Annotated in this window: 24 protein-coding genes and 4 pseudogenes; 24 read left to right on the top strand and 4 right to left on the bottom strand. The window is 55.1% G+C overall.

Features of this window, described 5'->3' with window-relative positions; genetic code table 11:
* Positions 1 to 63: 63 nt before the first annotated feature.
* From ACHHV8_RS20995 to ACHHV8_RS20975, 5 genes and pseudogenes are all read left to right on the top strand, one after another.
* Positions 64 to 1,176, top strand: coding sequence for a GntR family transcriptional regulator (locus ACHHV8_RS20995; protein WP_395161242.1), 1,113 nt, complete (start codon positions 64 to 66; stop codon positions 1,174 to 1,176).
* Positions 1,177 to 1,290: 114 nt separating this feature from the next.
* Positions 1,291 to 1,989: an L-ribulose-5-phosphate 4-epimerase gene (araD, locus tag ACHHV8_RS20990; protein WP_395161240.1), complete on the top strand. Its 699-nt coding sequence runs from the start codon at positions 1,291 to 1,293 to the stop codon at positions 1,987 to 1,989.
* A 15-nt stretch (positions 1,990 to 2,004) separates the two neighbouring features.
* Positions 2,005 to 3,673, top strand: a pseudogene (locus ACHHV8_RS20985) (ribulokinase).
* Between the two features lie 12 nt (positions 3,674 to 3,685).
* Positions 3,686 to 5,175: pseudogene (gene araA, locus ACHHV8_RS20980) on the top strand (L-arabinose isomerase).
* Between the two features lie 168 nt (positions 5,176 to 5,343).
* Positions 5,344 to 6,375, top strand: a complete 1,032-nt coding sequence (locus ACHHV8_RS20975; RefSeq protein ID WP_395161238.1) for a ketoacyl-ACP synthase III — start codon at positions 5,344 to 5,346, stop codon at positions 6,373 to 6,375.
* A 500-nt stretch (positions 6,376 to 6,875) separates the two neighbouring features.
* Here ACHHV8_RS20975 and ACHHV8_RS20970 read toward each other — a convergent pair whose 3' ends face one another.
* The 3 genes from ACHHV8_RS20970 to ACHHV8_RS20960 form a co-directional block, all read right to left on the bottom strand.
* Positions 6,876 to 7,385, bottom strand: coding sequence for an AAA family ATPase (locus tag ACHHV8_RS20970; protein ID WP_395161236.1), 510 nt, complete (start codon positions 7,383 to 7,385; stop codon positions 6,876 to 6,878).
* An 85-nt stretch (positions 7,386 to 7,470) separates the two neighbouring features.
* Entirely contained in the window at positions 7,471 to 7,986 is a 516-nt protein-coding gene (gene def, locus ACHHV8_RS20965) for a peptide deformylase (protein WP_395161234.1), read from the bottom strand.
* 3 nt (positions 7,987 to 7,989) lie between these two features.
* On the bottom strand, positions 7,990 to 8,232 hold the full coding sequence (locus ACHHV8_RS20960; RefSeq protein ID WP_395161232.1) for a helix-turn-helix domain-containing protein: 243 nt from the start codon (positions 8,230 to 8,232) through the stop codon (positions 7,990 to 7,992).
* 314 nt (positions 8,233 to 8,546) lie between these two features.
* On the opposite strand from ACHHV8_RS20960, the gene ACHHV8_RS20955 reads away from it, so the two are divergent.
* The 3 genes from ACHHV8_RS20955 to ACHHV8_RS20945 all read left to right on the top strand — a co-directional run bounded on the left by ACHHV8_RS20955 (position 8,547) and on the right by ACHHV8_RS20945 (position 11,116).
* Positions 8,547 to 9,128, top strand: coding sequence for an RNA polymerase sigma factor (locus ACHHV8_RS20955; protein ID WP_395161230.1), 582 nt, complete (start codon positions 8,547 to 8,549; stop codon positions 9,126 to 9,128).
* Positions 9,125 to 9,937, top strand: coding sequence for a hypothetical protein (locus ACHHV8_RS20950; protein ID WP_395161228.1), 813 nt, complete (start codon positions 9,125 to 9,127; stop codon positions 9,935 to 9,937). The genes ACHHV8_RS20955 and ACHHV8_RS20950 overlap by 4 nt, the downstream gene beginning before the upstream one ends.
* 240 nt (positions 9,938 to 10,177) lie before the next feature.
* Positions 10,178 to 11,116, top strand: a complete 939-nt coding sequence (locus ACHHV8_RS20945; protein WP_395161226.1) for a DUF4367 domain-containing protein — start codon at positions 10,178 to 10,180, stop codon at positions 11,114 to 11,116.
* 116 nt (positions 11,117 to 11,232) lie between these two features.
* Here the strand turns inward: ACHHV8_RS20945 and ACHHV8_RS20940 are convergent, their stop codons facing one another.
* Positions 11,233 to 11,925 (bottom strand): DUF6022 family protein, encoded by a 693-nt coding sequence (locus ACHHV8_RS20940; protein ID WP_395161224.1) that lies wholly within the window; start codon positions 11,923 to 11,925, stop codon positions 11,233 to 11,235.
* 126 nt (positions 11,926 to 12,051) lie between these two features.
* Between ACHHV8_RS20940 and ACHHV8_RS20935 the strand changes: the two genes are divergently transcribed.
* From ACHHV8_RS20935 to ACHHV8_RS20860, 16 genes and pseudogenes are all read left to right on the top strand, one after another.
* On the top strand, positions 12,052 to 12,756 hold the full coding sequence (locus tag ACHHV8_RS20935; RefSeq protein WP_395161222.1) for a TetR/AcrR family transcriptional regulator C-terminal domain-containing protein: 705 nt from the start codon (positions 12,052 to 12,054) through the stop codon (positions 12,754 to 12,756).
* A 71-nt stretch (positions 12,757 to 12,827) separates the two neighbouring features.
* Positions 12,828 to 14,483 carry a helix-turn-helix domain-containing protein gene (locus ACHHV8_RS20930; protein ID WP_395161220.1) on the top strand — a complete coding sequence of 552 codons (1,656 nt, stop codon included), beginning with the start codon at positions 12,828 to 12,830 and terminating at the stop codon, positions 14,481 to 14,483.
* Between the two features lie 183 nt (positions 14,484 to 14,666).
* Positions 14,667 to 15,605 (top strand): FecCD family ABC transporter permease, encoded by a 939-nt coding sequence (locus tag ACHHV8_RS20925; protein WP_395163580.1) that lies wholly within the window; start codon positions 14,667 to 14,669, stop codon positions 15,603 to 15,605.
* Positions 15,602 to 16,619, top strand: a pseudogene (locus tag ACHHV8_RS20920) (FecCD family ABC transporter permease). The gene ACHHV8_RS20925 and the pseudogene ACHHV8_RS20920 overlap by 4 nt, the downstream one beginning before the upstream one ends.
* Positions 16,620 to 16,662: 43 nt before the next feature.
* A pseudogene (locus ACHHV8_RS20915) lies at positions 16,663 to 17,605 on the top strand (ABC transporter substrate-binding protein).
* Positions 17,606 to 17,789: 184 nt separating this feature from the next.
* On the top strand, positions 17,790 to 18,383 hold the full coding sequence (locus ACHHV8_RS20910) for a GntR family transcriptional regulator (RefSeq protein WP_405045394.1): 594 nt from the start codon (positions 17,790 to 17,792) through the stop codon (positions 18,381 to 18,383).
* Positions 18,384 to 18,667: 284 nt separating this feature from the next.
* Positions 18,668 to 19,837, top strand: coding sequence for a helix-turn-helix domain-containing protein (locus tag ACHHV8_RS20905; protein WP_395161218.1), 1,170 nt, complete (start codon positions 18,668 to 18,670; stop codon positions 19,835 to 19,837).
* 213 nt (positions 19,838 to 20,050) lie between these two features.
* Entirely contained in the window at positions 20,051 to 21,025 is a 975-nt protein-coding gene (locus tag ACHHV8_RS20900) for a carbohydrate ABC transporter permease (RefSeq protein ID WP_395161216.1), read from the top strand.
* On the top strand, positions 21,022 to 21,861 hold the full coding sequence (locus ACHHV8_RS20895) for a carbohydrate ABC transporter permease (RefSeq protein WP_395161214.1): 840 nt from the start codon (positions 21,022 to 21,024) through the stop codon (positions 21,859 to 21,861). The genes ACHHV8_RS20900 and ACHHV8_RS20895 overlap by 4 nt, the downstream gene beginning before the upstream one ends.
* Before the next feature lie 37 nt (positions 21,862 to 21,898).
* The gene (locus tag ACHHV8_RS20890) at positions 21,899 to 23,215 is read left to right on the top strand and encodes an ABC transporter substrate-binding protein (RefSeq protein WP_395161212.1); all 1,317 of its coding nucleotides are present in this window, start codon (positions 21,899 to 21,901) and stop codon (positions 23,213 to 23,215) included.
* Positions 23,216 to 23,305: 90 nt separating this feature from the next.
* Positions 23,306 to 23,488 (top strand): hypothetical protein, encoded by a 183-nt coding sequence (locus ACHHV8_RS20885; RefSeq protein ID WP_395161210.1) that lies wholly within the window; start codon positions 23,306 to 23,308, stop codon positions 23,486 to 23,488.
* A gap of 590 nt (positions 23,489 to 24,078) precedes the next feature.
* Positions 24,079 to 24,549, top strand: coding sequence for a hypothetical protein (locus ACHHV8_RS20880; protein ID WP_395161208.1), 471 nt, complete (start codon positions 24,079 to 24,081; stop codon positions 24,547 to 24,549).
* Positions 24,550 to 24,825: 276 nt separating this feature from the next.
* Positions 24,826 to 25,233, top strand: coding sequence for a VOC family protein (locus tag ACHHV8_RS20875; RefSeq protein ID WP_395161206.1), 408 nt, complete (start codon positions 24,826 to 24,828; stop codon positions 25,231 to 25,233).
* 39 nt (positions 25,234 to 25,272) lie between these two features.
* The gene (locus ACHHV8_RS20870; protein WP_395161204.1) at positions 25,273 to 26,247 is read left to right on the top strand and encodes an aldo/keto reductase; all 975 of its coding nucleotides are present in this window, start codon (positions 25,273 to 25,275) and stop codon (positions 26,245 to 26,247) included.
* 31 nt (positions 26,248 to 26,278) lie between these two features.
* Positions 26,279 to 26,584 (top strand): GTP-binding protein, encoded by a 306-nt coding sequence (locus ACHHV8_RS20865; RefSeq protein ID WP_395161202.1) that lies wholly within the window; start codon positions 26,279 to 26,281, stop codon positions 26,582 to 26,584.
* Positions 26,520 to 26,702, top strand: a complete 183-nt coding sequence (locus ACHHV8_RS20860; protein ID WP_395163578.1) for a GTP-binding protein — start codon at positions 26,520 to 26,522, stop codon at positions 26,700 to 26,702. The genes ACHHV8_RS20865 and ACHHV8_RS20860 overlap by 65 nt, the downstream gene beginning before the upstream one ends.
* Positions 26,703 to 26,706: the final 4 nt, after the last annotated feature.

Genomic DNA, 26,706 nt, shown 5'->3' with positions numbered 1-26,706 from the left:
TGTACTGTCAGCTTCATAAGGATGATAAAAGCAAGCCCGCATCCTATGGTTAGAGGGGGATTTATGAGAGACGGCAAGCAGATACCAAAATATGTACAGCTCAAAGAGGAAATTATGTCCTGGGTCCACTCCGGTCGTCTCAAGCCGGACGATCAGATGCCTACGGAGAATGAAATTGCAGCGCTGTTTCAAGTGAGCAGGCAGACCGTCAGACAAACGTTCGGCGTGCTGGAGCAGGACGGCTGGATCTACCGGGTGCAGGGGAAGGGTACGTTTATATCGAATCCGCAAATTCGCAGAAGCGAGGAAACCCAGACGATCGGCATTATTACGACGTATATTTCAGATTATATTTTTCCGCATATTGTCAGGGGGGCCGAGGCAGCTCTGCGAAGCAGAGGCTACCGGATGCTGCTGTCCAGCACCGATAACGATAAGGTCAAGGAGAGGGAAAGCCTTCAGCTGATGATGAGCCAGCCGCTCAGCGGACTTATTATTGAGCCGACGAAAAGCGCCGAGGGCAACCCCAATCTAAGCTACTATTTATCGCTCGACTACAAAAGGATTCCGTATCTGATGATCCATGAACGGTATTCGGAGATAAATTGTCCGTACCTTAAGGTGAACGATGAGGCAGGCGGCTATCAAGCGACCGAGCATCTGATCGGATGGGGTCATCGGAGCATCGCCGGTTTTTTCAAAATGGACGATTTGCAGGGAAGCCATCGGCTCAAAGGATTCATCCGGGCGCATCATGCCGCAGGCGTCCCGCTGCTGCCGGAGTTCGTCGTTCATTATACGACGGAGGAAAAGGAGCACAAGCCGTTCCAAGAAGCGCTCGGCATGCTGCGGAAGCCTCCCGGGGAGCGGCCTACGGCTTTCGTATGCTACAACGACGAGCTGGCTGTGAAGCTGCTTGAAGCCATACGCCAGGCGGGCTTGAGCGTTCCGCACGATGTATCCGTCGTCGGCTTCGACGATGCGAGTCTGGCTACGGCAACCGAGGTAAAGCTGACGACGCTGACCCATCCCAAAACGGAAATGGGGACCCAGGCGGCAGAGCTGCTGATGGATATGATCGAGCGGAAGTATGACGCGCTGCCCCTGGACGGTACGCGGATTTTTCAGCCGGAGCTGGTGATCCGGGAGTCGACCCGAAAAATTGAATCGAATTAAATAAAAAAGTGTGGAAAATTTGTACGTACAACATTATACTGGGAAAAGAGACAGAAACGAAGCTTATGAAGAAGCAGAATTTCATTATAAGCTCTTGGAAAGGTGATGATGTAGGTGTTGGAAGCACTGAAGCAGGCCGTATGGGAAGCGAATCTTGATTTGCCGAAATACGGCCTTGTTACGTTTACCTGGGGCAATGTAAGCGGGATTGACCGTAAGCAGCGGCTGGTTGTCATTAAGCCGAGCGGCGTGCCGTATGAAGAGCTCCAGGCGGAGGATATGGTCGTTGTGGATCTGGAAGGAAATGTTGTCGAAGGAAAATACAAGCCTTCTTCCGACACCCCGACCCACATTGTGCTGTACAAAGCCTTCGAGGATATCGGCGGGGTTGTACATACCCATTCTCCGTGGGCGACCGTATGGGCCCAGGCAGGCAGGCCGATTCCCGCGCTCGGAACGACCCATGCCGATTATTATTACGGGGAGGTTCCCTGCACACGCCCGATGACCGAAGCGGAAATTGAAGGCGCTTATGAGCTTGAGACCGGTAATGTCATCGTCGAGACGTTCCGGAAGCGCAACCCCGGCCAGGTTCCCGGCGTATTGGTCCACTGCCACGCTCCTTTCAACTGGGGCAAAGATCCGCACCAAGCCGTGCATAATGCAGTTGTGCTGGAGGAGGTTGCCAAGATGGCGTACCATACCTTCGAACTGAATGCCGCGACGACGGCGATGAATCCGTCTTTGCTGGACCGGCATTTTCTCCGCAAGCACGGTGTAAACGCTTACTATGGCCAGAATCAGAATAAATAAAGGAGTTAAACACGTATGGGGAAAAAATACGCAATCGGCATAGATTACGGCACCGAATCGGGACGCGCCGTGCTGGTGGATTTGTCGGACGGCACGGAAGTTGCCGAGCATGTAACGCCATATCCTCACAAGGTGATCGATGAAAGGCTGCCGGGCTCCGGCGTGAAGCTGGGGCACGATTGGGCGCTTCAGCATCCCGCGGATTATATCCAGGTGCTGCACAGCTCCGTTCCTGAGGTTATGCGCAGCTCTGGGATTGAGCCTGCGGATGTGATCGGAATTGGAATCGATTTCACGGCATGCACGATGCTCCCGATTGACGCCGAGCTGCAGCCGCTCTGCTTGAATCCGGAGCTGGAGGAGCAGCCGCACAGCTGGGTGAAGCTGTGGAAGCATCATGCCGCGCAGGAGGAGGCTAACCAGATCAATCGCATTGCGGCGGAGCGCGGCGAAGCCTTTTTGCCAAGGTACGGAGGCAAAATTTCTTCGGAGTGGATGATGGCGAAGATCTGGCAAATTCTGAATGAAGCCCCGGATATTTATGAGCGGACGGACCGGTTTGTCGAAGCGGCGGACTGGGTGGTGGCGCAAATGACGGGAAGCTTGGTGCGCAACAGCTGCACGGCCGGCTACAAAGCGATTTGGCATAAGCAGGAGGGCTATCCGAGCGAAGATTTCTTTCAGGCGCTGGATGAGCGGCTGGCACGCTTAACGGAAACGAAGCTGCGCGGGGAGGTGCAGCCGCTCGGTACGAAAGCCGGCGGACTGACGGAAGCGATGGCGAAGCGGATGGGACTCATGCCGGGCACAGCCGTAGCCGTCGGCAATGTAGATGCGCATGCGGCGGTGCCCGGCGGTAGGTGTCGTGTCCCCCGGCAAGCTGGTGATGGCGATGGGCACGTCAATCTGCCATATGCTGCTCGGGACCGAAGAGAAGCGGGTGGAAGGCATGTGCGGCGTTGTGGAGGACGGCATCGTCGAAGGCTACATGGGCTATGAAGCCGGACAGTCGGCGGTGGGCGATATTTTTGCCTGGTATGTCGAGGAGGCGGTTCCGGCCTATGTCAAGGAAGCGGCGGAGCGCGAGGGCATTAACGTCCATATGTGGCTGGAAAAGCAGGCGGCGGCATACAAGCCGGGGCAGACCGGACTTCTCGCATTGGATTGGTGGAACGGGAACCGTTCCGTGCTGGTGGACGCGGATTTAACGGGACTGCTGGTCGGCTGCACGCTGCTGACCAAGCCGGAGGAAATTTACCGCGCGCTGCTGGAAGCGACGGCGTTCGGCACGCGGAAGATCATCGACGCTTTCCACAGCAACGGTGTAGAGGTGAATGAGCTGTACGCCTGCGGAGGTCTGCCGCAAAAAAACCGGCTGCTGATGCAGATTTATGCGGATGTGACGAACCGGGAAATTAAAATCGCCGATTCGAAGCAGACGCCGGCGCTCGGTGCAGCAATGTTCGGCGCGGTGGCGGCCGGTTCGGAGAAGGGCGGCTACGACAGCATCGTGGATGCCGCAGCGAAGATGGCGAGGGTACGTGAAGAAACGTACAAGCCGATTCCTGAGCATGTGGCCGTGTACGAGCGGCTTTACCGGGAATACGGCAAGCTTCACGATTACTTCGGCCGCGGGGAAAATGACGTCATGAAAGTATTGAAATCGATTAAAGAAGAGGCCTAGGGGGATAGGACGATGCTAACTATAAAGCCGTACGAGTTTTGGTTTGTTACCGGAAGTCAGCACTTATATGGTCCTGAAACATTGAAAGAAGTGGATGAGCACTCGGAGAAAATAACGGCGGGACTGAACCGGTCGGAAGCGATCCCGTTTCAAATTGTTTTCAAGCCGGTGCTGACAACACCGGAGGCGATCCGCCGCTTATGTATCGAAGCGAATGCGGACGATGCCTGCGCAGGCATTATTACCTGGATGCATACTTTTTCACCCGCCAAAATGTGGATCGCCGGTCTGACGGAGCTGCGCAAGCCGCTGCTGCATCTGCATACGCAGTTTAACCGGGACATTCCGTGGGACCAGATCGACATGGATTTCATGAATACGAACCAATCCGCCCATGGCGACCGCGAGTACGGCTTCATCGGAGCCCGGCTGGGCATAGCCCGGAAGGTGGTCGTAGGCTACTGGGAAGATCCGGAGGTTCAGCAGCGCATCGGACAATGGAGCCGGACGGCGGCGGCTTTTATCGAGGGTCGGAGGCTGAAGGTCGCCCGCTTCGGCGATAACATGCGTCAGGTTGCCGTAACCGAAGGGGATAAGGTCGAGGCGCAAATCAAATTCGGCTGGTCGATTAACGGATACGGCATCGGGGATTTGGTTCAGCGCATGAACGATATTTCCGAAGCGGAGGTTGCGCAGCTGTTCGAGGAGTACAGCGATCTGTATACGCTGGCGCCCGAGGCCGCTTCGCCCGGGCTGGCCGGGATGCGATACTCGAGCAGGCCAGAATCGAGCTGGGGCTCCGGGCGTTCCTGCAGGAAGGCGGATTCGGCGCGTTTACGACGACGTTCGAGGATTTGCACGGCATGAAGCAGCTGCCCGGTCTGGCCGTTCAGCGCCTGATGGGGGCGGGTTACGGCTTCGGAGGCGAAGGAGACTGGAAGACGGCGGCCTTGACGCGGATGATGAAAATCATAGCCGGCAACGACTCGACATCGTTTATGGAGGATTATACCTATCACTTCGAGCCCGGCAATGAATTGGTGCTTGGCGCGCACATGCTGGAAGTATGTCCGACCATTGCGGCCAACCGTCCGCGCGTGGAGGTGCACCCGCTGTCCATCGGCGGCAAGTCCGACCCGGCCCGGCTCATTTTTGACGGCAAAGCCGGTCCTGCCTTGAACGCTTCACTCATTGACCTGGGGAACCGTTTCAGGCTTATCATTAACGAAGTGGACGCGGTGAAGGCGGAGCGGGAGATGCCGAAGCTGCCGGTCGCGCGCGTGCTGTGGAAGCCGCAGCCCTCGCTTTCCGAAGCGGCGGAAGCCTGGATTCATGCAGGCGGCGCCCATCATACCGTGCTCTCTTATACGGCGACGCAGGAGCAGCTTGCCGATTGGGCGGAGCTGACAGGCATCGAATGTGTCACGATCAGTAATACAACGTCCGTTTCTTCGTTCCGCAACGAATTGCGGTGGAACGAGCTGTACTGGCGCTTACGCTAAAACAGTACGGGCGTACTTCAAAAGATCATTTCTGCAAAGCCCTTCGACGATAGACTCGAAGGGCTTTTGTGCATTGACAGAAGCAGGAAATCGCGTGTATAGTTGATTTTAGTATCAGGTACTAATACTAAGGTGTGAGTTGATATCAACCCGGGAGGTTTTTTAACGATGGAATCATTGCAGCTATACTCTGCAAGAATAACGGCGATTGGAACCTATGTTCCGGAACGGAAGCTGACGAACCATGATCTGGAGCGGCTGGTCGAGACGAATGACGAATGGATTGTGCAGCGCACCGGTATCCGTGAACGCAGAATCAGCGAGCCGGAACAGTATACCAGCGATCTGTGCGTTGCCGCGGTCCAAGATTTGATGCACCGGTTTAACAAGTCCGTCGAGGATGTGGATATGATTCTTGTCGCGACGAGCACTGCGGATTTTCCGTTTCCCAGCACGGCTTCCATCGTTCAAGCCAAGCTCGGCATTCCATCGACGACAGGAGCGCTCGATTTAAGCGCAGCCTGCGCCGGTTTCGTGTATGCCCTGCATACTGCCAACAGCTTTATCGCCTCAGGGCTGCACCGTAAAATTCTTGTCATCGGCGCGGATGCGCTGTCCAAGATTACGGATTATACCGACCGGACGACTTGCGTATTGTTCGGAGACGGCGCCGGGGCCGTGCTGGTGGAGCGGGAATCCTCCAGCTCGCGCGGCAGCTTCCTGGCCCATCATACGACGACGGAGGGAGAGGGCGGAATCCATGTGTACCAGACGCGGATTGCCAACAAGCTGCACGGCGTGGAGCTTAACGACAGCAAGCTGCTGGTACAAAACGGCAGGGAAGTGTTCAAGTGGGCGGTAAGGACGGTGCCTCAAGGTGTTAAAGCCCTGGCGGCAAAAGCAGGCTTGTCGCTGGACGAGATCGACTGGTTCGTCCCGCACAGCGCCAACCTGCGGATTATCGAGCCAATCTGCGAACGGCTGGGCATTCCACTGGACCGTACGCTGTACAGCCTTGTTTATTTCGGCAATACCTCGGCCGCCAGCATTCCTCTGGCGCTCGATCTGGGCTTTCGAAGCGGCCGCATCCAGCCAGGGGACCGGGCGGCGCTCTACGGCTTCGGCGGCGGTCTCGTGCAAGCGGGGCTGGTGGTCAGGCTGGAGCTCGATCCGCAGGCATCGGAAGCGAAAGCTTGGTGATGGCCCTTGGCGGGTCGGCAGAGGTATGCGAGGCAGCAGCAAGGTGAGGCCCTCAACCAATGGGCAGGCATGTGAAGCGACAGCTCGGTGAGGCTCTCGGCCGATCCACAGACATGCGATGCGACAGTTCGGTGAGATCCTCGGCCGATCCACAGAGATGTGATGCGACAGCTTGGTGAGACCCCCGGTCGACCAGCAGATCTGCGAGTCTGCGGCATAATATGACTCCGGCCTATGGCCAAATCACTTGCCATACGCATGCGAAACGCATAGAGAAACTGCAGCGCGGGGGCCCCATGGGCGCTGCAGCGTGTCAGGAGAGCGGGGAGTCCGTCCGGTATCGGGAAGGGGCTGCCCGCCTTTTTTTCTTACTTTAAGAGGTTCTATTGTGGAAGAGAATTAACAAAGCTACTTAATATTGAACGAAAGCCCCTGCAGTGGATGGGACTATTCGTATTCAGGTATACCGGTGTATTGGGCTGTCCGTGATCGACTGTAAGTTACAGTCGTTGGCTTTTGTTTGCTTCGCTTTGACGAATGATCTCGTCCACGACATGTTCAAGCGGCGCGGTGGCGTCGATTATAATTCCGCTTTTCGGAATGTCCTCTTTCGTATGGCGCAATCGCGCAATGAGCTCCCGTTCCGCTTTCTTGCCGCCCCACTCATCCTCCGGCCGCTCCTCAAGCCGCCGGATCAAGGTGTCAAGGTCGACCTCGAGGACAAACACCCCGTCAAACAGATCTATAAATTTCGAAAAGTTCCTGGAACCGCCGCAGAAAAATGTTACCGCCTCATCCTGGTTGGCGGCCAGCGCTTGTACTTGATCCACACGCCAAATGTGGTGCTCGTGCGCGGCGCCATCCGTCGGTGTACCGGTTTCCGGATCGCCTTGATAAGCCAATTCACGGTCGCCATGAATGGCATGATAGCCGCGCCGCTGCAATTCATTGCAGACCGAAGTTTTGCCGGTGCCGGAAACGCCCTCAATCAGAAAATTCTTAATGCCCATGGCCGGACCCTCCATTCAACTGGATAAGCACAATATATTGAATATCTATCTGTCGCTAACCTGCCAAACGCCATAATAATTACCGTTAGCTGGGCTTGGACAGCTTGAGCACATCGAGCAGGCTGATTTTCTTATGCGTCTGCTCGTGATAAAGCCATTGATCCTGCACATGATCTATGAACAGCACTCCGTTCAAATGATCGATTTCGTGCTGAATGCAGCGGGCAAGGAAGCCTTCGCCCTCCAGCGTGAAGGTATTTCCTTTGCGGTCGAGGCTGGTGAGGACAACGTGCCGTGCGCGCTTCACATCGCCAACATAATTCGGAAAAGACAGGCAGGCCTCAGGACCCGTCTGTTCGCCTTTCATAGAAATAATTTGGGGATTGATCAGCTCGATCAGCCCGTCCCCGCAATCCATCACGATCAGTCTCCGCAGAAATCCGACCTGAGGAGCGGCAAGACCGGCGCGTCCTTCGGAAGCGTAGAGCGTGTCCGCCATATCGTCGAGCAGCTTAAGCAGCTTCGGGGTGAGCGTCTCCACAGGCTTTGCGGTTTTTCGCAAAATCGGATCGCCGAACGGCAAAATTTGTTTCACAGACATCGTTTAAGCCCCCTTTACCTGATGCGGCGGAGTGTAAACCCATAAGTCGTTCGGGGAGCATTCCAACGCGGTGCAGAGCGCATCCAGCGTGTCGGCCTTCATCTGCTTCGGCTGACTGGTCAGCAAAGCGCTGATTGACGGCGCGGACAGCCGGTATCCCGCCTTTTCCTCCAACAGTCTTGCAAGCGCTGCGCCGGACCAAATCGATCGTTCCGCCATCACTTGTCTTAGCATCCATTCCAGCATGCGGCTTTCCTCACTTTCGAATATTAGGCAACAACTAATATTATTAGGTATTACCTAATGTATCACAGCTTTTTTCGATCTGCTACTTTATCCTCATTTTTTCTTCAGAATCCGCTGCAATTCGTTTTTAACGGCCTTCATTGTGTATTCAGACTCTGCGTCCTTAGGATCATTTGTGGAAAATAATGGAGTTATTTTCTTTTTTAACTCCCCAAACGATTCGGCAAAGTGTAGAATAAAACAGAATACCCAATATTATCTAAAATTATATTGTCATACCGTTTGGTTTCGATAAATAGGGAAACGGAGGCATTATGTCCAAATCGATTTTGCTGCTGCTGACAGGGGATATCAGGTCGGTCGACCCTCTGCTTCAGGAGCAGGTGTACAAAGAATTTTATAAGCTTGTATATCCTCTCATCATGTATATCATGAAAGATCCTCCGGCCGTGGAAGATATTATTCACGAAGCTTTTGTGTTAATTATTCGAAAATGCCCCCATGACGTCGACGAGGATCGTCTTATCCCATGGATTCGGGCCATAGCCCGCAATACCACGATCAGCTATTTGCGGAAGCATAAAAAAAAGCGGGACGAGCTGCTGACGGATGACCTGTTCATGGAAGCTGCCGTCCCATTGATGTGCGGCGTCTCCGTGTCGACGGAAGCGCAGGTTGAAGCGAAGCTGATGGAGGAAGCCATCATTCATTATATTCATCAGATGAAACCTATTTACCGGCAAGTGATTCACATGCGCTGGATTGAACATTTGTCCTACAAAGAGATGGCCCGGAAGCTGGGAGTATCGGAAGAAAAAATCCGGCAAACGCTGCATCGCTCGAGAGAATCGATCCGGCGGAAGCTGGCCCGGGATTGGAAGGTGAGCGAGTCGTGAGCAAGAACGAATGGGATACGGCGTTTGACCTGAAGTTCGAGGATGCGATGAAGCGGATCGACGCGTCGGTTTCCGGTCCGCTGCCGGATTCGGATGCTGCGGCGCAAGCCTCTTGGAAGCAGTTACAGCAGCGTCTGCTTCGGGAGCAGCGCCGCGCTGTCTGGACGCGGAGAATCCAGTGGGCGAGCTATGCGGCCGCCTCTTTGCTGGCCGGAGCGTGGCTGTTTCACTCACTGCAGACGACGGAGGCTTTCCGGCCGATGTTCGAGCTGGTCTATAAAATGAAAGGCGGCACGGTCAGCGTACAGTACAGCACCGCGGAGCCTCCATCCCGGACAGGGGCGAAAACGGCGCCTCCGCCTGATGACGATGAGCTGCCGGAGACCGCGCTGCAGGACAACCGGCACCTTCCGGAGGAGGGCGCCTACCGGAGGAAGCAGGTTTCGGCCGTCGAAGCGAAGGCTGAGACACAGTTCGTGCTGCCCGTGCCGAAGGATCCGCCTGACGGGTACAGCCTGCAGCATGTCCTGCTGCATTATTCGGCAGGAGCGTCGAAGGCCGGAGCGGCCAAGCTCGTATACAGGTCGACGAAGGGCAGTGCCCAGCCGCTTACGATATTGGTCCGCAAGCGCGCTTATAGCAGCCATAGCGGCATGCCTGACGGCCAGCGCAGCTGGGTTGCCGATGCCGGGGGACATGGAGGCGAGCTGGAGTGGAACGTGGAGGATATCAACGTCATCATCCGAGGCGGGCTTGGCGAGCGGGAACAGAATGAGCTGGCTGACAGCATGCAGCTGGCGGAGGAATGAGCCGGCTGACGTTAGCCGCACGCAGAAGAGGAATAGGCTCGCAATGCGGCGGCGCCCGGAGATCTGGAAATCCGGTGAAAAGCAGCCGAAATCGGCGGCATCGTGCCCCTAATTGTTCTGAGCAAGCGTTGCCGGCTGGCATCCGAAGCATTGCGCTTGAGCAGGTGCTTGGAACGAGGCGCGCACGTGCAGCGGCCAATGATCCGCTAGACTTCAAAGAGCCGGGAGGGTTCTAAGGCAATGAACAGCAGTTGGCTGTTGGTTTTTAAAGAAAATATAGCAGCACAGCCGGTTCAGGTTCAGAAGGGGCTGTTCGAACAGTTAGTGCTGCTGGTGCTTGACGTCCCGGGCCTGGCAGCCCTGGAGGAGGGAGCGGCCAAAGCCGTTGTCCGCGAGGTATTCCTTCAAGCGCTGCATACGAGCTTTGCCCGGATGGACGGCGAGGAAATTGCGGCGCATCTGAAGCGGATCGCCGGCGAGGCCGTCCAAAGGTACGCCTCTCATGAGGCGTTCTTTGACGAGGAAGAACGGCACTGCCCGGCAGCGCCGCTGCTTCGAGTCTGGCCGGAGCTGTACGCTTACTTGCACAAAAGAAAAAAGCAGCGCCGCAGTCTGAGGCGTCTCGCGCTTGTATGGGGCCTCGTGGTGCTTCTGCTGCTTGGCGGCTTTGTCTTCGGGCCGGAGGGCAGGGACTCGGAGGCGCAGTTCCAGGGCGCGGGTACCGTGCCGCTGCTGCATGAAGCGGGAGAAGGAAGCGGGGCGCCGGTAAGGCTGAACAGCCTTAAGGTGAGCGAGCGGGAAGCCAAGGCGTACGCGGATTTTACAATGGTAACTCCAGCGTATTTGCCTGACGGCTATTTTTTCAGCGAAGGGGAGGTATGGCTCCAGGAGGGCCGTCCCGTCGGAGAACATGCCCTCTTGACTTATACGGATCCGGAACGCCATCTGCTGCGTCTGTCATTCTATAAGCTCCACCCGGGCGGCGCCATGACCAGCGGCACCTTCTCTCCGTCCGTCTCGAAGGAAGTATTTCTGCGCGGGAGCAGGGGACTTGTCGTGACCACAGAGGCAGGGCAGGTGCAGGTAAACTGGATTGAGCACGACGATACTTATATCATGCTGTCAGGCATGAATGTGAAGGAAGAGCAGCTGCTGCGCATGGCGGAGAGCTTGAAATAGCTGCCGCTGAGGGCCGTACCGATCCGGAAGGTAACAAAGCTTGAGGGGGTTAACCTACCGCAGCGTTCGCCTGACATTCGCGTATGCTGGAAGGAGGAAGCATTCGGCTAGCGGGGTCAGACAGGTTTGCGCCGTTTGAAAAAAGCGGCGACCCGGCGTCCGTCCGGCACGACGGACACCAGCTCCCAGCCGTACCGTCCCCAGTGCGACAACGCTTCATCCAAGGCCCAGCCGGATTGCTGCCCATCCTTGTCCGCTCCTGCAAGACAATCGCCGATCGACACGTCCGCCGCATATTCCCAGGCGGACGGCTCAGGTGCCGTTCCTTCAGGCAGAGGGAGCCGCTCTTCCTTGATATCCCAGCGGATGCGGGCAGACGCGCGGGAAAGCGCTTGGATCACAGCCTCTCTGTCCGTTGCCTCGAGCGCAAGCAAACGGGGGGCTCTGGGCAGATGAAACGACTTATGCGAATGATATACCTGCAGGACGAGCGTGCCGACAGGCGTATTATCGTCCGTCTTTACGGCGTACCAGATGCAGCGCTCCCTTTCCTCGGGCGGCCCCCAGCGCTCAATAGAATCGTTTCGGTTGAAGCCTCCCTTGATAATAAATCCCTCGCTGCGGATATAGGCTGCGACAGGCTCCATAAACTGCTGGATCCAAACGCCGTAGGCGCGGTCTCCAGATGCTTCGAACATCCGGGTTAATTCCTCATGCTTTTCTTGGAGCACCGATCTCCAGGCTTCGGACAAAACAGGCTCTGTTTTCCGGATAAGACCGGCAAACCCGGCAAATGAAAGGCGGTTCATATATGCATCACTCCTTCAGGTTTTAAAATATATCTGCACTCAATTTAACAATGTTAAATTTTAATTTAATATCGTTAGATTAATGCTGTGTGCTATAATTGTCAAGAGAATAATAGGAGGGACACCATGGCGAGAAGACGAATATACCGGACGCCCGGGCAGGATAAAGCAGGAAGCGGCGAGCCGCTGCATACGCCCTTGGACCGGCCGCGCATCGTGTCTGCGGGTCTGCTGCTGCTGCATAAGGAAGGTCTCGAACAGATTACGATGCGAAAAATAGCCGATAGCCTGGGAGTCAAGGCTGCCGCACTTTATTATCATGTGAAGGACAAGGAGCAGCTGCTGCATTTATTGGCGGAGCGGATCAGCTCCGAAATTACTTATCCCGATCCTCGTCTGTCCTGGCAGCATCAGCTCCGCGAGTGGTCGTTAAGCTTCCGAAGGACGCTTCTCCGGTACAGGGATGCGGGGCGCATTATGGAGGCGACGCTCGCTGCAAGTCCGAACCGGCTGGAGCAAATTGAATTTTTGTTTCGGCTGTTTGCGGAAGCAGGCTTTCAAGACTCGCAAATCCCATGGCTTTCGGGGATGCTCAAGAATCATATTCTTGGCTTTGCCGAGGAGGAAAAGCGTCTGGCCGACCGCGCCGAGCGCGAGCGGATGGCTGCGGATGGCAGCACGCCACCGGCCGCCGAGCGTTTTCCATCGCTGGACGGGAAGCGTTATCCGCATATCGCCCGCTTGGCATCTTCTATGGCGAAGGCTGATTGGGACGATGAGTTTATGTTTGGCATCGATGTGCTGCTGGCCGGATTTGAGGCTAGATTATAGCCCGGGTCTGGACATGAGGTTGAACCGGAGGCTTGGGATAAGGGACAGCATAAAAAAGGAGTGAAGACATCATGAAGAAGCACGGAGGCGAACAACGAAATCAGCCGGTTTTGCACGAAGTGATGCTGGAATGGAAGGAAGCCGATGCCGGCCGCGAGCTGTCTGTCAGCGAGGAAACATTACAGCACCATACGATCCTATGGGGCTTTGAGGGGGGAGGCCGGCTCCTTATAAATGACATTCCCGTAAAGCCGGTACGTTCGGCAGTCTGCGTCCTGCCCCCGGGAACGCGAATCCAGCGTGCGGACATGTCCCGGAACAAGGCAGTCAGCCGCCGACTTGCCTTCGATCTGTTTCGTCCCGCCGAATGGACGGAGGAGCGCAGAGTGTACGAGAAAGAGTCGTCGTTCCCTGTACATGGTCTCATTCCTTCTATATCCAAGCGCCTGTACGCAAGGCTAGAAACGCTGCTGGTTCAGGGTCCTGCCGAAGACGTAACCGACTGGACCTCAAAGCTGCGGAAGCAGCAAATGCTGGGGCAGATGCTGGAGCTGCTGCTCCTGGAGCACACCATGCCCATTGAGCCGGAGAATCAGGAGGCGTGGCTGAAGCAGACGGTAGACTACATAAGAAATCATTACGCCGATGAAATCAAGGTCGAACGGCTTGCGGACATTGCGGGCATGCATCCGACTTACTATTCCCGTCTGTTCAGACAGCGAATGAACAAGACGCCCATTGAGTTTCTGACGCAGCTGCGGATGAACAAGGCGAAGGAGCTGCTGCTGGAGTCGGAGCACAGCGTCCGCGAGGTTGCGCGAAGTGTCGGCTACCGGGATGAATTTTATTTCAGCCGCAGATTCAAGGAGAGCGCCGGCTGTCCGCCGACGCGCTATTCCCGTCAAAGCCATCCGAATGTCGTCTCGCTGTCGGCCCCTTACACGGATCATCTGTTCACGCTCGGGGTCACGCCGTGCGCAGCGCAGGACGACGGACTGCCTGCGGCCGGCATGAGGGCGCTGGAGCTGCCGCGGCATGCATTCCAGCCATGGGAAATCAGCAGGGAGACGTTTTTGGCGGTTCAGCCCGACCTGATTGTATGCAAGGAGAACGTGCTGAACAAAGCGAGGGAGCATATTCCCGACATTGCGCCTATCATTCCCATTCCATGGACGAAGCTGGATGTGTTCGGCCATCTCAAGCATATTGCCCGGCTAGTGGACAGGGAGCCGGCCGCCGAGGCTTGGCTTAACGGCCATGAGTACAGAGCGGAGCGGGCCCGGGAGCAGGTGGCGCGAATTGCCGGCGGCGCAACGCTCGCGGTCTGCGAGCTGAAAGGAGACGGATTCCGTATGTATGGCGAACGCAATGTCGGACACGTATTTTACCGCTCGCTGCAGCTGACGCCGCCCGACCGGATCGGGGCCGAGTTGAAGAAGCATGAAGCCGGAACCGCCTTTACTTGGCTGTACGGCGGTTTGGACGAGATTGCGGACTTTGCGGCGGACTTTTTGCTGATCGTTATTTCATCTGCGGCTGAACGAAGCAAGGTCATGAAGCTTCTGCAGAAGCATCCGGCATGGCAAAATCATCCGGCCGTGCTGTCGGGACGTGTGTTCTTCCTTGAGCATGAACGGTGGATCGGCTATGCTCCGGGAGCCATTGACATGCAGCTTGAAGCTGCAGTGAAGCTGTTCACGGACGGCCCGTATCCGGCGATATGCTAGAATAGTCCAAAAAAAACAGGTTGAAATATGTCATTGACGACCTCGAGAGAGGTTTTTATAATGATAACGAATGATAATGATTATCAATATTAATGAGCGGGGCTGATTTTTATTCAAACGAGTACCAGCGTTTCAAGGTTTGGCATTGTGCTGCTTTTGGCGTGCCTTGGGCTGGCGGTATCGATGTTTGCGGCGATTTCCTGGGGCGCCAAGGATATGCCGGCCAGCGACGTCTGGGCGGCGGTCTTTCAATATAACCCTGCTTTAACCCCCCATCAAATCATTCATGAGCTGCGCCTGCCCCGCGTGCTGGGGGCGGCGGTCGTTGGAGCGGCCTTTGCGGTGGCCGGAGCTCTCATGCAGGGGGTGACCCGCAATCCGCTTGCCGACTCGGGCATCCTCGGCATTAATTCGGGAGCGACCTTCGTTGTGGCGCTCAGCTTCGCCTTTTGGCCTAATCTGCCTTATTCGGGCCTGATGGCGGTATCCTTCGCCGGATCGGTGCTGAGCACCGTCTTTATTTTTATCCTCGGCTCCTCGTCGCCGGGAGGCATGACGCCTATGCGGCTGACGCTCGCCGGGGCTGTTGTAGCAGCCATGCTTCATTCGCTAAGCTCGGGCGTCGCGATTTATTATGACCTGAACCAGGATTTGGCCTTCTGGTATGCCGGCGGGGCCGCAGGTATCAAGTGGACGCATCTGCAGCTTCTGATTCCGGTGCTTCTGGCAGCAATGGCCGGCGCGGTCCTGATGGGCCGGCCCGTCTCGCTCGTTTCTCTGGGGGAAGAGACGGCAGCCAGCCTGGGGATCGATCCGAAGCGGGTTCAGGTGATGGCGATGGCTCTTGCCGTTGTGCTGGCAGGCGTATCGGTCTCGGCCGTCGGAGCCATCGGCTTCGTCGGGCTGGTTATCCCCCATATTTCGCGCAAGCTCATCGGAGTCGATTACCGGTTCATCATTCCGCTCTCGGCCGTGCTCGGTTCCGTGCTGCTGGTGCTGGCTGATCTGGCCGCAAGGATGGTTAACCCGCCGAAGGAGCTCGCAATCGGAATTATGATCGCGATGGTAGGGGTTCCCTTCTTTCTTTACCTGGCACGACGGGAAAGGAGGAGCTTATCATGAACGGGTCTCAGACTTCGAGAGAAAAGAGTGCCTGGAGGGTCGGCTTGATACTTGCCGTCATTTGTGCGGCGGCGGTGCTGGTCAGCTTGAATACGGGAACGATCCGGATGCCCCCGGCGTCGGTCATTCGAACCTTTCTGGGCATGGGGACGCCGGACGACAAGATGGTATTGTTCGATTTTCGCCTGCCCCGCATCCTGATTACGATGCTGGCGGGGATCGCGTTAGGCATGTCCGGCGCTATCCTCCAGGGCTTATCGCGCAATGCCTTGGCCGATCCGGGCATTCTGGGACTGCATGCGGGGGCCGCCTTCGGCCTGATGATATTCGTCAGCTTTTTTCAGACGATGGAAGGTCGCTGTCTCGCTGTGGATTCCGCTGTTTACCTTTATGGGAGGCGTGCTGACGGCCGCATTGATCGTGCTTCTGGCCTACGACCGCCACCGGGGGGTGCTGCCCGTACGGCTGATTCTCATCGGGATCGCAGTGGCGGCGGGCTTCAGCGCGGTGACGCTGTTTTTCTCGCTGCGGCTTGAGGATACGACTTACGCGTTCACCTCCCGCTGGCTGCTGGGCAGCGTCTGGGGACGCGACTGGGTCCATGTGGCGGCGCTGCTCCCCTGGGTTGCTGTGCTCGTCCCGTACGCCTTGAGCCAGTCCCGCAGCTTAAATGCGTTTACGCTTGGGGACGAGCTGGCTGTCGGAATCGGCACGGATGTCGGCAGGAAGCGCCTCCTGCTGCTGGCAGCGGCCGTCGGCTTGTCCAGCGCGGGTGTAGCGATGGCCGGCGGCGTCGGCTTTATCGGCCTTGTGGCGCCGCACCTGGCGCGCCGGCTGGTCGGCCCGATGCATCAGCATTTCCTGCCGATTGCGGGAATGCTCGGGCTGGTCATCCTCGTCGTCGCGGATACGGTCGGGCGCTCCCTGTTTCAGCCGAATGCGATACCGGCCGGTATCGTGGTGGCGGCTGTCGGCGCCCCGTATTTTTTATATCTGCTCGTAAGAGCAAAGTAAACGTACATTCACCAAGCAAATTTATTGGCAAAAGGGGATTATTATGAAAAAGACTTACTTATCGCTGCTTATTCTTATTATGGCTTTCCTTACAGCCGCATGCGGCCAAACCGCGCCGCAGTCAAACGCAGCTCCGGCTCCTCAGTCAGGAACCGCCGGGGACAGTAAACAGCCTGCTCCCGCAGGCAAAGAACCGAGAATCGCTTCGCTGTCGATTCATTTGACCAGCGAGCTGCTGGCGCTCGGCATTACGCCCATCGGCTCGGTAGTCGGCGGCGATCTGAAAGCCTTCCTTCCGCACGTGGCGGACCGATTGAAGGACACCAAGCAGCTTGGCGTCGTTGCGGATCCGGATATGGAATCGCTGCTGGCGCTTAAGCCGGACGTGATCTATGCGGATAAAGACTATGCCTCCAAGGACGTGGCCAAATACGAGAAAATCGCCAAGACGGAAGTGTTTGATCTCAATGACGGCACTTGGAGAGATACGCTGAAGAAAGTCGCCAAGCTGGTCGGCAAGGAGCCGCAGGCCGAAACTTTTATAAAAGATTACAACGCACAGGCGGAGCGGGTGAAGAAATCGCTGCAAAGCCAAATCGGCGACGGCACCGTTCTGGCGGTTCGCGTAACTCCCAAGGAGCTGCGGGTATTCAGCCTGAGAAGGCCGATCAGGACCGCTGCTGTATGAGGATTTGGGTCTTAAACCGGCCAAAGGGGTAGACAAGATCAGCAAGGACAAGGCGTTCGAGGTCGTCTCTCAGGAGGTGCTGCCGGACTATGACGCGGATGCGATCTTTATTGTATTAAACAAGGACGAAGGCGCCCAGAAGCTGTTCCAGCAGCTGCAGACAAGTCCGATTTGGCAGGGCTTGAAAGCGGTCAAGGCAAATCATGTTTACGTAGTGCCTGAGCAGCCGTGGCTCGATTATTCCGCTATGGGCGCGAAGATGGCGCTGGATGATGCGGAAAAGCGTTTCGCCAAATAGTGAGGGCGTAAGGGGTGAAAGGGGATGCAGCTTGACGGGAGGGCTTGTCTCTCCTTAAGATAAGATTATCGTTAATCGGTAATCTTATCGGCTCTACACCCTACTCCGATCGGAGGCATTCAATCCATTGATGGATACAGCAAATACGCGACAACTCCCTACTTCTCTAAGCGAGCATGTGTACGTGGCATTAAAGAGACAGATATTGAAGGGAGAGCTACCGCCCGGACACCGGCTGATCGTGCTGGAAATCGCCAAGCAGTTCGAAGTCAGTCAAGCTCCCGTGCGCGAAGCGCTGGAGCGTTTGAAGCAGGAAGGGCTGATTATCGGCAAACAGAACAAAGGGTCTGTCGTATCCGAGATTACGCCCAAGGAAATCCGCGACATTTACGAGCTGCGCCAGCTTATTGAGGGGCATGCGCTGCGGGAAACGATGAAGGTGCTGACCCGCGAGGATATCGGTTATCTGGAGAATATTGTGGTTCAGATGAAGCAAGCGGTGGATGACAACGATCCTTACCGGCTGGTCGAGCTCGATATGAATTTTCACGGTTTTTTCTACGAGCGCAGCGGCAATGCTTTATTTGTTGACATATGGAACCGGATCCGGACGAAAATTATGCGGTTTATTTCGGTGACCAACAAGGACCACCCAGGCTACAGCATTCCCGATTCGCACACGGAAATATTGGATTTGATCAAATCCGGGGACGTGGACGTCACGGAGTATAAGCTCGTACGGGGACTTGATTTTTACAAGCTGTATACAAGCGAATAAAGCGTATTGAAAAAATAAAGATTCGACATAATCCGTGCAAATTTCCCGTATCCAAACGGCAGTCGGATGTTTATAATAGCAATAGGAATACAATAACGATTATCGATAATTATACTTCTACGCAGAGTTGATGATCATGTGGAGCCCATAACACAAGCTAACGCTTTGGATGCCGCAGGTTCATCAGCTCTTTTTTTATATTCAATTATCGATAATCGATAAACTGAGGAATGCTAACGCCCGAGATCTCAAAACGTTAACCTTTTCCAAAGGGGATATGGAGCATGCAGAATCAGAAACGTTTTTTTGACGATGAAGAAATGCTGAAGCTCATGAGGGATCGTTTTTTAACCGGACTGGTCATCAAGGAATCGCCCTACAAGCATCGCTTGCAGGAGGCGCTGTCCTCCCTGCATCTTAATCCGTATTTCACCTTTCCCGCCCTGGCCTTAATGGAGCCTGTCCTGGACTTTGCGGAGGAGAACGAGAAACGCATGTATATGGAGAGGCTGCGCGACGATGTGCAGCGGGGTGAAACGAACGGCAGCGCTATTTTTATGGATGGGGACGGCCGGCTCTGCGTGCTGTTCTCCTGGGTGGCCAAGGAGGGGATGGAGGCCCTCGGACGGCGGTTAAGCCAGCAGTATGCGGTAGCGGTCAATATCGGCGTCGGCAAGCCGTGCGGTCAGCTCGCGGACATTCATCATTCCTATCGGCAGGCGCAGCTGGCTTTGAAGGATAATTTTTATAAAGGCGCCGGCGAGATCGTCTATTACAGCGAGCTTGCGAATTATCACAGCATCAGCATCTATCCCGCCGAAGCGGAGCAGGATTTGTTCGAGAGATTAAAATATGCGGGAACTCCGGAGCAAATAACCGCTGCGGTGGACGCCTATTTTGCGGCTATTCTTCAGCACGGGCCGGTGGCGCCCAAATCCATCTACGAGCTGACCATCAGACTGTTGATCGGTTTGGAAAAAAGGCTGGCAGCCGAACGCGAAAACGTAAGCGCTTGCAACAGGTGCGATATGCTGACGGTCATGGAGAAGAAATCCATCCAGGAGGTCAAAGCGTTTGTCGCCGGCCACCTGACCGCTTTAAAAGAAGGCATGCTGCAGAGCGACAGGGAGTGTACCCGCAGCATTATCAAAAAAACGATTCAATATATGGAGCAGGAGTGCCAGCATGCTACCTTGTACAGCGTCGCTCAAAAGGTGTATATGACGCCGACGTATTTGAGCTCCCTGTTTAAAACGAATACCGGCAAAACGTTTATCGATCAATTGACCGAAATTCGGATCAATAAGGCAAAGGAGATGCTGAAAAGCACGCATTTGAAAAATTACGAGGTGGCTGAAAAGGTAGGCTATAAGGATTCGAGGTATTTCAGCCAAATTTTCAAAAAGAAGGTAGGGCTCTCCCCCAGCGAATACCGGGAATCCACAGGGGTATAGGGTGTATTGCAGGAAGCTTACAAAGCCTGCCCAAGGGAGAACAAACAAGCGTACAGGTCCCCAGCCTGAGCGCTTTTTTTGTTCCACGGCGGGGCTCTATTTTCCCACTAAAAAAATCAAACAAATTCGTAAATTCGTCACCTGTCCTTTTGAAAGCGCTTTTGTTAATTTTATAACCACAAGCTGTTCATTGTACCAGGAGGAGGTTGATGGATGTCTAACGTGTCCGCGCTGCAAGACGACGCCAAGTCCCGGCCGAAAACCGCCGCAGGCAGGCTCTCAAGGCTGTGGAGCAAAAACCGCAGTGAAACGAATGCTGCAGGTTATATTTTTATTTCACCTTGGCTGATCGGTTTTCTGCTTCTGACGGTTTGGCCGATCGCGCAGTCCTTTTATTTATCGTTTACGGAATATTCGCTCTTGAACGACCCGGTATGGGTAGGGCCCCAGAATTACGCCAACATTTTTTTGAATGACCAGCTTTTCCGCACCTCGCTTGTCGTGACCTTCGCTTTCGTGCTTATCGCCGTTCCTTTGAAGCTGTTCTTCTCCCTGATGGTAGCCATGCTGTTGAATAAAAATTTAAAGGCGATGCATTTGTACCGGACAGCTATTTATTTTCCGTCTCTGATCGGGGGAAGCATCGCGGTTTCCGTGCTGTGGCGCAATATGTTCAGCCTGGACGGCTATGTGAATCATGTGCTGGGCTGGTTCGGGATTCAGGGAGTCGGCTGGATCTCCAACCCGAACACCTCGCTCGGGACGCTGATTCTGCTCAGCACCTGGCAGTTCGGTTCGACTATGGTTATTTTCCTCGCCGGGTTAAAGCAGATTCCGTCCGAATTGTACGATTCCTCCTCCGTTGACGGCGCAGGGAAGACGAGGCAATTTTTCCATATTACGCTGCCCATGCTGTCTCCGGTGATGTTCTTCAACCTCGTGCTCGGGGTCATCGGCGCCTTCCAGATGTTTACCTCCGCCTTCATCATCACCAAGGGGGGGCCGGTGAATTCCACTTACATGTATGCGCTGTTTCTGTTTGAAAAGGCATTCAAGCATTACCAGATGGGATATGCCTCGGCGCTCGCCTGGATTCTGCTGCTTATCATCGCTGTGCTGACCGGAATCAACTTCCTCGTTTCGCGTTACTGGGTATTCTATGAGTCGGAAGGAGGCAAAGCGAAATGACCGCTTCCCGTCTGAAAAGCTCGAAGCTCGCGAATCATCTGCTGCTGATGGCAATCTCGCTGCTTATGCTGTACCCGGTCATTTGGTGGCTGGGCGCCTCGCTTAAGAAAACCGAGGAGATGGCGCTGCCGACAATCTGGCCAGCCGTGCCGATGTGGGAAAACTACAGCAAAGGCTGGCACTTCTCGCCTGAATTCTCTTTCGCCCACTTCTTCGGCAACACCTTGATGATGGAATGCTGGAATGTGATCGGCGCGGTGCTCACAAGCGCTGTCGTCGCCTACGGCTTCGCCCGGCTGCAGTTCAAGCTGCGGGGGTTCTGGTTCTCGATTCTGTTGCTGACTCTGATGCTTCCGGGACAGGTGACGGTCATTCCGCAATATATTATGTACAACCATTTCGGCTGGGTTGACAGCTATCTTCCGCTGATCTTACCTCACTTTTTCGGCGGCGGCGCATTCTTCGTATTTCTGCTGGTGCAATTTATCCGGGGCATTCCCAGGGAACTGGACGAAGCGGCCAAAATCGACGGCGCCTCCGTCTACGGTATTTTCACCCGGATCATCTTTCCTCTGCTGAAGCCCTCCCTGGTAACGGTAGCGATCTTTACGTTCATTTGGAGCTGGGACGATTTCTTCGGACAGGTGCTTTATTTAAGCTCCGTTGAAAAATATACCGTCGGCCTCGCGCTGCGCATGTTCGTCGATCAGTTCGAGATCCAATGGGGACAGCTGCTGGCCATGTCGCTGCTCTCGATTGTCCCTTCGGTTATTGTCTTTTTTCTTGCACAAAAGCATTTTGTCGAAGGCATTACGACCACCGGCTTGAAGGGCTGAGCCTGCAGAAATTCAAATGATGAAGGGGGATGGAAGGATGAAGCGTTATCTCCATTGGGGCAAAGGCATATCGCTTGGTTTGGCTGCCGTATTGTCGCTGACCGCTTGCAGCGGGGGAAGTCAGGGAGCATCGGGCAAGCCGGAGGAAGGCAAGGGAGGCGACGGGAGCGCCAACCTGAAAATTATGTGGTGGGGGCCCGATTCGCGGCATAAAGCGACGCTCGCTGCCTTGGATCTGTACACCAAGCAGAACCCGAAGATCAAGTTTACGCCGGAATATTTGGCCTGGGACGGCTATTGGAGCAAGCTGACAACGCTCGCTGCTTCCAAGTCCATGACGGATGTGCTGCAGATGGACGGAGCCTACATCCAGGACTATGCAAGCAGGGGCACGCTGGAGGATTTGTCCGATATTGATTTGAAGGGCATTGTCGATCCGAAAATTATCGAAAACTCCAAAATCAACGGAAAACTATACGGCATTCCGCTCGGGCATAACGGTCAGGGGATGGCCTTCAACAAGACGGAGCTGGAGGCCGCAGGCGTGAAGCTTCCCGCCAAAAACTGGACCTGGGACGATTTTATCGCCTTCGCCAAGGAAGGAAGAAGCAAGCTGCCGAAGGGTAAATATCCGATCGGCGACGGCTCCAATGTGTGGGATAATTACCAGTATTACCAGACCGCCAAGGGGAAGGGCCCGATCATGGTCGACGGCAAAAAGTTCAATCTGGACAAAGACCTCTGGTATGAGTATCAAAATCTGTTCGCCCAGTTCCGCAAGGACGGCACCGTTCCGCCGCCGGACGTCACCAAGGCGTTCGTGGACAACGATCCGAAAGGCGACTCGATGGCTTCCGGCACGGTCATGACCAAGGGCGTCACCGTCGCTTCCGTAGCGGTTATGGAGCAGCTGATGCCGGGCAAGGTCGGCCTTACGACGATGCCCGTGGGGCCTGCAGGCGGCGGCTGGGCGCAGTCGACACTATTTCTGAGTGTCAGCTCGACGTCGAAATACAAGAAGGAAGCGAAGGAATTTATCCGCTGGTTCATTACCGATAAGGAGGCCGGCAAAACGCTGGGCACCTCCAGGGGCATTCCGATCAACAATGAAATTTATAAGGAGCTTGAGCCGACGCTGCAGCCGACCGATCTGATCAGCAGAAAGCTGCTGGATACGGTTATAGAGAAGGCGCTGCCCTTCTACCCGGCTCCAACCGGCTGGTCGGAGTGGGTACAGACGTATCAGACGGAAATGGAAGCGGTCTGGTTCGGGAAAAAGTCGCTTGACGACGCCTACAAAACGATCGAAACGATGGGCAAGCAGATTGAAGCCAAGCTGGGCGGAGGAAAGTGACAGGGCGGAAACGGTTTAGTGCATTTCCTATATAAAAATGATAAAGTAGAATCTATCTGAACTTGAGAGGATAAAGGAGATTCTGCTTGCATGATCATTCTGTTCATTTTGTTTATTCTGATTATGGGGTCATTTTTTAGCGGGGCGCTGGTGCTGTTCTTCCAACGGAAGCTGAAGCTGGGATTTCTGTTCCTGATTCTCGGATTTATCGCGAGCTTCTTATTCTACTATTCTATCTATCAAGGCTGGATCACGCTGCCGAGTCAAGGCTAGCAGCTGCTTCACCGGTATGGACCGGAGCCAAAAAAAGGATTGGCGGGAAAGAAATTTCCCGGCCGGTTCTTTTTGCTGCCTTTGGCTGCCTTGCGCTGCGATAAGCCCGGCAGCTTTGAGATGAGGGAGCCCGGTCCGCCTTTCTTCTATGCTTGTGAGCTGACAAGTGGAGCTGTCTGAGCACAAAACAGGGTGTTCGAGATAGAAGGTAGAGCGGCGGGATAGCACCAGCAGCAGCCCGCAAGAGGGAATGGGTATGGGTATGGGGTGAAAAGTTTACGTGCCGTCTTTGAAGCCGTGTTCCCCCCGCCTTATCTCATCCAAAGGAACACGGCTTCAACAACGGCTGGAACCCCATACTCATTCCCTCTCCACCCGCTAACGTATGGGTTTACTCCATTATTTTAGCAGCCCTTATCTCAATGCAACTTAAGCAGGATGAGGAATGAGCTGCCGTTGGACAATAACACATTTACAAGCCGACGGAGCACCTACCCATGCCCTTTCCGCTGCCGCCACATACAGTAAAGCAAGACGCTTGGCTTTGTCGTGAAAGGAACAACATGATTAAGCAAAGGAAAGGGATTCGTATGAAAAAAAATGTGGGTAAACCGACCGTATCCAAAGCAGCCCCATCCAGGACGAATACGTTGAAGACCAATCCTTCCAGAGCAGGTAGCGTTAAGGCGGGGAAACCTTCCTACTCGAAACGGAAAAGGCCCGTCCGCGGTTATTCGGGGCCTGCGGATTACGAAAGCTATGTCGAGCCGTCGCTCACTCAAAACGGCGGAGGCAGTACGGACACCGCCGAAGGTGCAGCCTTAGACGCCGATAGAGCCGCTGCCGCTCCGGCGCAGGGGGCCGGATCCTTCCTGTCCTTGTTTGGAGGGGTTGACGGTATCATTTCGATGATGACGAAAGCGAATCAAGTATTCAAGCTGTTCCAGCAGATGGGACCGATGTTCAAAATGATCGGCTCGTTCGCTTCCTCCAAAGCGGTGACAGCCAGTTTGAAACCAGGCGGCAGGCGGCAGATCAAACGCCGCAGGAAGAAACGATGAATAAGCGGGGCTTGCGGGGCCCATCGAAAAAGGGCTGGCGTGCCGATGCGCGCAGCGCTTTTTTTGACATGACGGGGTCCCCGCAAAGTACCTGAGTCCGCTTCGAAGCATAAGCCCCACTTTGTGGGGTTGTTTTGTTGCCGTTTAAGCGGCTTAGTTACCTTAAGGTAACTAAATGAAATCGTCTTCAGCCCTTATATTTTCATATGAAATTCTATATGATGGTAGAAGAGCGTAGGCATTTCGCTCATACCAAGGAGGAGGCGGGCGTTCCAAATGATCAAGCGTATAGGGCATATTGCTTTGACGGTGCAGGATATGGAGCAATCTCTTCATTTTTACTGCGACATTCTGGGATTTCAGAAAGCGTTTGAACTGCACGATAACGAAGACAAGCCGTGGATTCAATATATTAAAGTTTGCGAGGGACAATTTATAGAGCTGTTTTACGGCGGAGTTAACAAACCGGAGCCGGTTATAAAGCCGATCGGCTTTAATCACCTGTGCCTGGAAGTGGAAGATATTCATCAGATCGCCAATCATCTCAAGGCCAACGGTGTGACCCTGGATGTAGAGCCCAAGCAGGGGAAAGATACGAACTATCAATGCTGGGCCAAGGATCCGGACGGGAACCGGATTGAATTTATGCAGCTTTCGCCCGGATCGCCGCAGCTGACCTGCTAATAGAAGAACTATCCTACATTATCATTTCGGGAGGTACGTATGCAGTATAGAACTTTAGGGAAGACGGGAGTGCAGGTTTCGAGCCTGTGCTTCGGGACGATGTCGTTCGGCGGCAATGCGGACGAAGCCGAGTCGCGGGCGATGTTTAACCGCTGCCGGGAGGCAGGCGTTAATTTTTTTGATACGGCCAATGTTTATACGCAGGGAAGGTCGGAGGAAATTCTCGGCCGCTGCATCCGCGACGCAAACTGCCGCAACGATATTGTTTTGACGTCGAAGGTATGTTTTCCTACCGGAGAGGACAGAAATGCAAGAGGGCTGTCGCGCCGTCATATTCTTTTGTCGGTAGAGGATAGCTTGCGGCGGCTCGGAACGGACCGGCTGGACGTCTACTTCGTCCATCATTTCGATCCGCTGACGCCGATGGAGGAGACGCTGCGGGCGCTGGACGATCTTCAGCAGCAGGGCAAAATTTTGTATCCGGCCGTGAGCAACTGGGCTGCTTGGCAGATCGCCAAAGCGCTCGGTATTTCCGAGAGAAACCGCTGGGCACGGTTCGAATGCATTCAACCGATGTACAATCTGGTGAAGCGGCAGGCTGAGGTGGAGATTTTGCCGCTGGCCGAATCGGAGCAGGTCGGCGTCATTACCTACAGTCCGCTCGGAGGCGGCCTGCTGACCGGGAAATACGGCAAAGAGCGGAAGCCGGCTCAGGGCAGACTGGTCGAGCAGAAAATGTATGCCGAGCGTTACCGCAGCGAAAGCAACTACGATGTGGCGGAGAAATTCGCCGATTATGCGCTGGAGCGTGAGGTGCACCCGGCATCGCTCGCCGTCGCCTGGGTCATGTCGCATCCGGCTGTAACGGCTCCGATTATCGGGGCACGCAGCGTGGAGCAGCTGGAGCCTTCCCTGGCTGCTGCAGAGATCGCGATGACGCCGGAGTGGCGCCAGGAAATTTCGGCGATGTCGGTAACGCCGCCGCCAGCGACAGACCGGACGGAAGAAGGATAGGGATGAGGAGATCACAGGCAAAAGAGGCAGCATGAGTATGAATCCAAATGAGCAAGCTTCACGCATAAGAAATATCGGTATTGTCGCTCATGTGGATGCAGGCAAAACGACGACGACCGAGCACATATTGTTCGAAAGCGGCCGAATTCGCAGCCTGGGCCGGGTTGACGCCGGCACCGCCCAAACCGACTGGCTCGATATCGAGAAGGAACGAGGCATCTCGGTCCAGGGCCGCAACGACGGAATTTACGTGGAAGGGCTGTACGGTCAATCTGATCGATACGCCGGGCCATGTCGATTTTTCGTCCGAGGTGGAGCGGTCGCTGCGCGTCCTTGACGGCGCGGTTCTCGTCGTCTCCGCTGTGGAAGGCGTACAGGCCCATACCGAGACGCTGTGGAATGCGCTGAAGGCGCTGCGGATCCCGGTTTTGATTCTGATCAATAAAATGAGCTGAACCG

Origin of the sequence: Paenibacillus sp. TAB_01, from assembly GCF_043945595.1 — a bacterium.
Taxonomy (GTDB): domain Bacteria; phylum Bacillota; class Bacilli; order Paenibacillales; family NBRC-103111; genus Paenibacillus_S.
The sequence above is the reverse complement of the archived record's forward strand: the minus strand, read 5'-3'. Positions and strand labels throughout refer to the sequence as shown.

Coding starts and splice junctions, on each gene's coding strand:
- ACHHV8_RS20995 (WP_395161242.1), top strand. CDS start 64: ATGAGAGACGGCAAGCAGATACCAAAATATGTACAGCTCAAAGAGGAA.
- ACHHV8_RS20975 (WP_395161238.1), top strand. CDS start 5,344: ATGGAATCATTGCAGCTATACTCTGCAAGAATAACGGCGATTGGAACC.
- ACHHV8_RS20970 (WP_395161236.1), bottom strand. CDS start 7,385: ATGGGCATTAAGAATTTTCTGATTGAGGGCGTTTCCGGCACCGGCAAA.
- def (WP_395161234.1), bottom strand. CDS start 7,986: ATGTCTGTGAAACAAATTTTGCCGTTCGGCGATCCGATTTTGCGAAAA.
- ACHHV8_RS20960 (WP_395161232.1), bottom strand. CDS start 8,232: ATGCTGGAATGGATGCTAAGACAAGTGATGGCGGAACGATCGATTTGG.
- ACHHV8_RS20955 (WP_395161230.1), top strand. CDS start 8,547: ATGTCCAAATCGATTTTGCTGCTGCTGACAGGGGATATCAGGTCGGTC.
- ACHHV8_RS20945 (WP_395161226.1), top strand. CDS start 10,178: ATGAACAGCAGTTGGCTGTTGGTTTTTAAAGAAAATATAGCAGCACAG.
- ACHHV8_RS20940 (WP_395161224.1), bottom strand. CDS start 11,925: ATGAACCGCCTTTCATTTGCCGGGTTTGCCGGTCTTATCCGGAAAACA.
- ACHHV8_RS20935 (WP_395161222.1), top strand. CDS start 12,052: ATGGCGAGAAGACGAATATACCGGACGCCCGGGCAGGATAAAGCAGGA.
- ACHHV8_RS20930 (WP_395161220.1), top strand. CDS start 12,828: ATGAAGAAGCACGGAGGCGAACAACGAAATCAGCCGGTTTTGCACGAA.
- ACHHV8_RS20925 (WP_395163580.1), top strand. CDS start 14,667: ATGTTTGCGGCGATTTCCTGGGGCGCCAAGGATATGCCGGCCAGCGAC.
- ACHHV8_RS20905 (WP_395161218.1), top strand. CDS start 18,668: ATGCAGAATCAGAAACGTTTTTTTGACGATGAAGAAATGCTGAAGCTC.
- ACHHV8_RS20900 (WP_395161216.1), top strand. CDS start 20,051: ATGTCTAACGTGTCCGCGCTGCAAGACGACGCCAAGTCCCGGCCGAAA.
- ACHHV8_RS20895 (WP_395161214.1), top strand. CDS start 21,022: ATGACCGCTTCCCGTCTGAAAAGCTCGAAGCTCGCGAATCATCTGCTG.
- ACHHV8_RS20890 (WP_395161212.1), top strand. CDS start 21,899: ATGAAGCGTTATCTCCATTGGGGCAAAGGCATATCGCTTGGTTTGGCT.
- ACHHV8_RS20885 (WP_395161210.1), top strand. CDS start 23,306: ATGATCATTCTGTTCATTTTGTTTATTCTGATTATGGGGTCATTTTTT.
- ACHHV8_RS20880 (WP_395161208.1), top strand. CDS start 24,079: ATGAAAAAAAATGTGGGTAAACCGACCGTATCCAAAGCAGCCCCATCC.
- ACHHV8_RS20875 (WP_395161206.1), top strand. CDS start 24,826: ATGATCAAGCGTATAGGGCATATTGCTTTGACGGTGCAGGATATGGAG.
- ACHHV8_RS20870 (WP_395161204.1), top strand. CDS start 25,273: ATGCAGTATAGAACTTTAGGGAAGACGGGAGTGCAGGTTTCGAGCCTG.
- ACHHV8_RS20865 (WP_395161202.1), top strand. CDS start 26,279: ATGAGTATGAATCCAAATGAGCAAGCTTCACGCATAAGAAATATCGGT.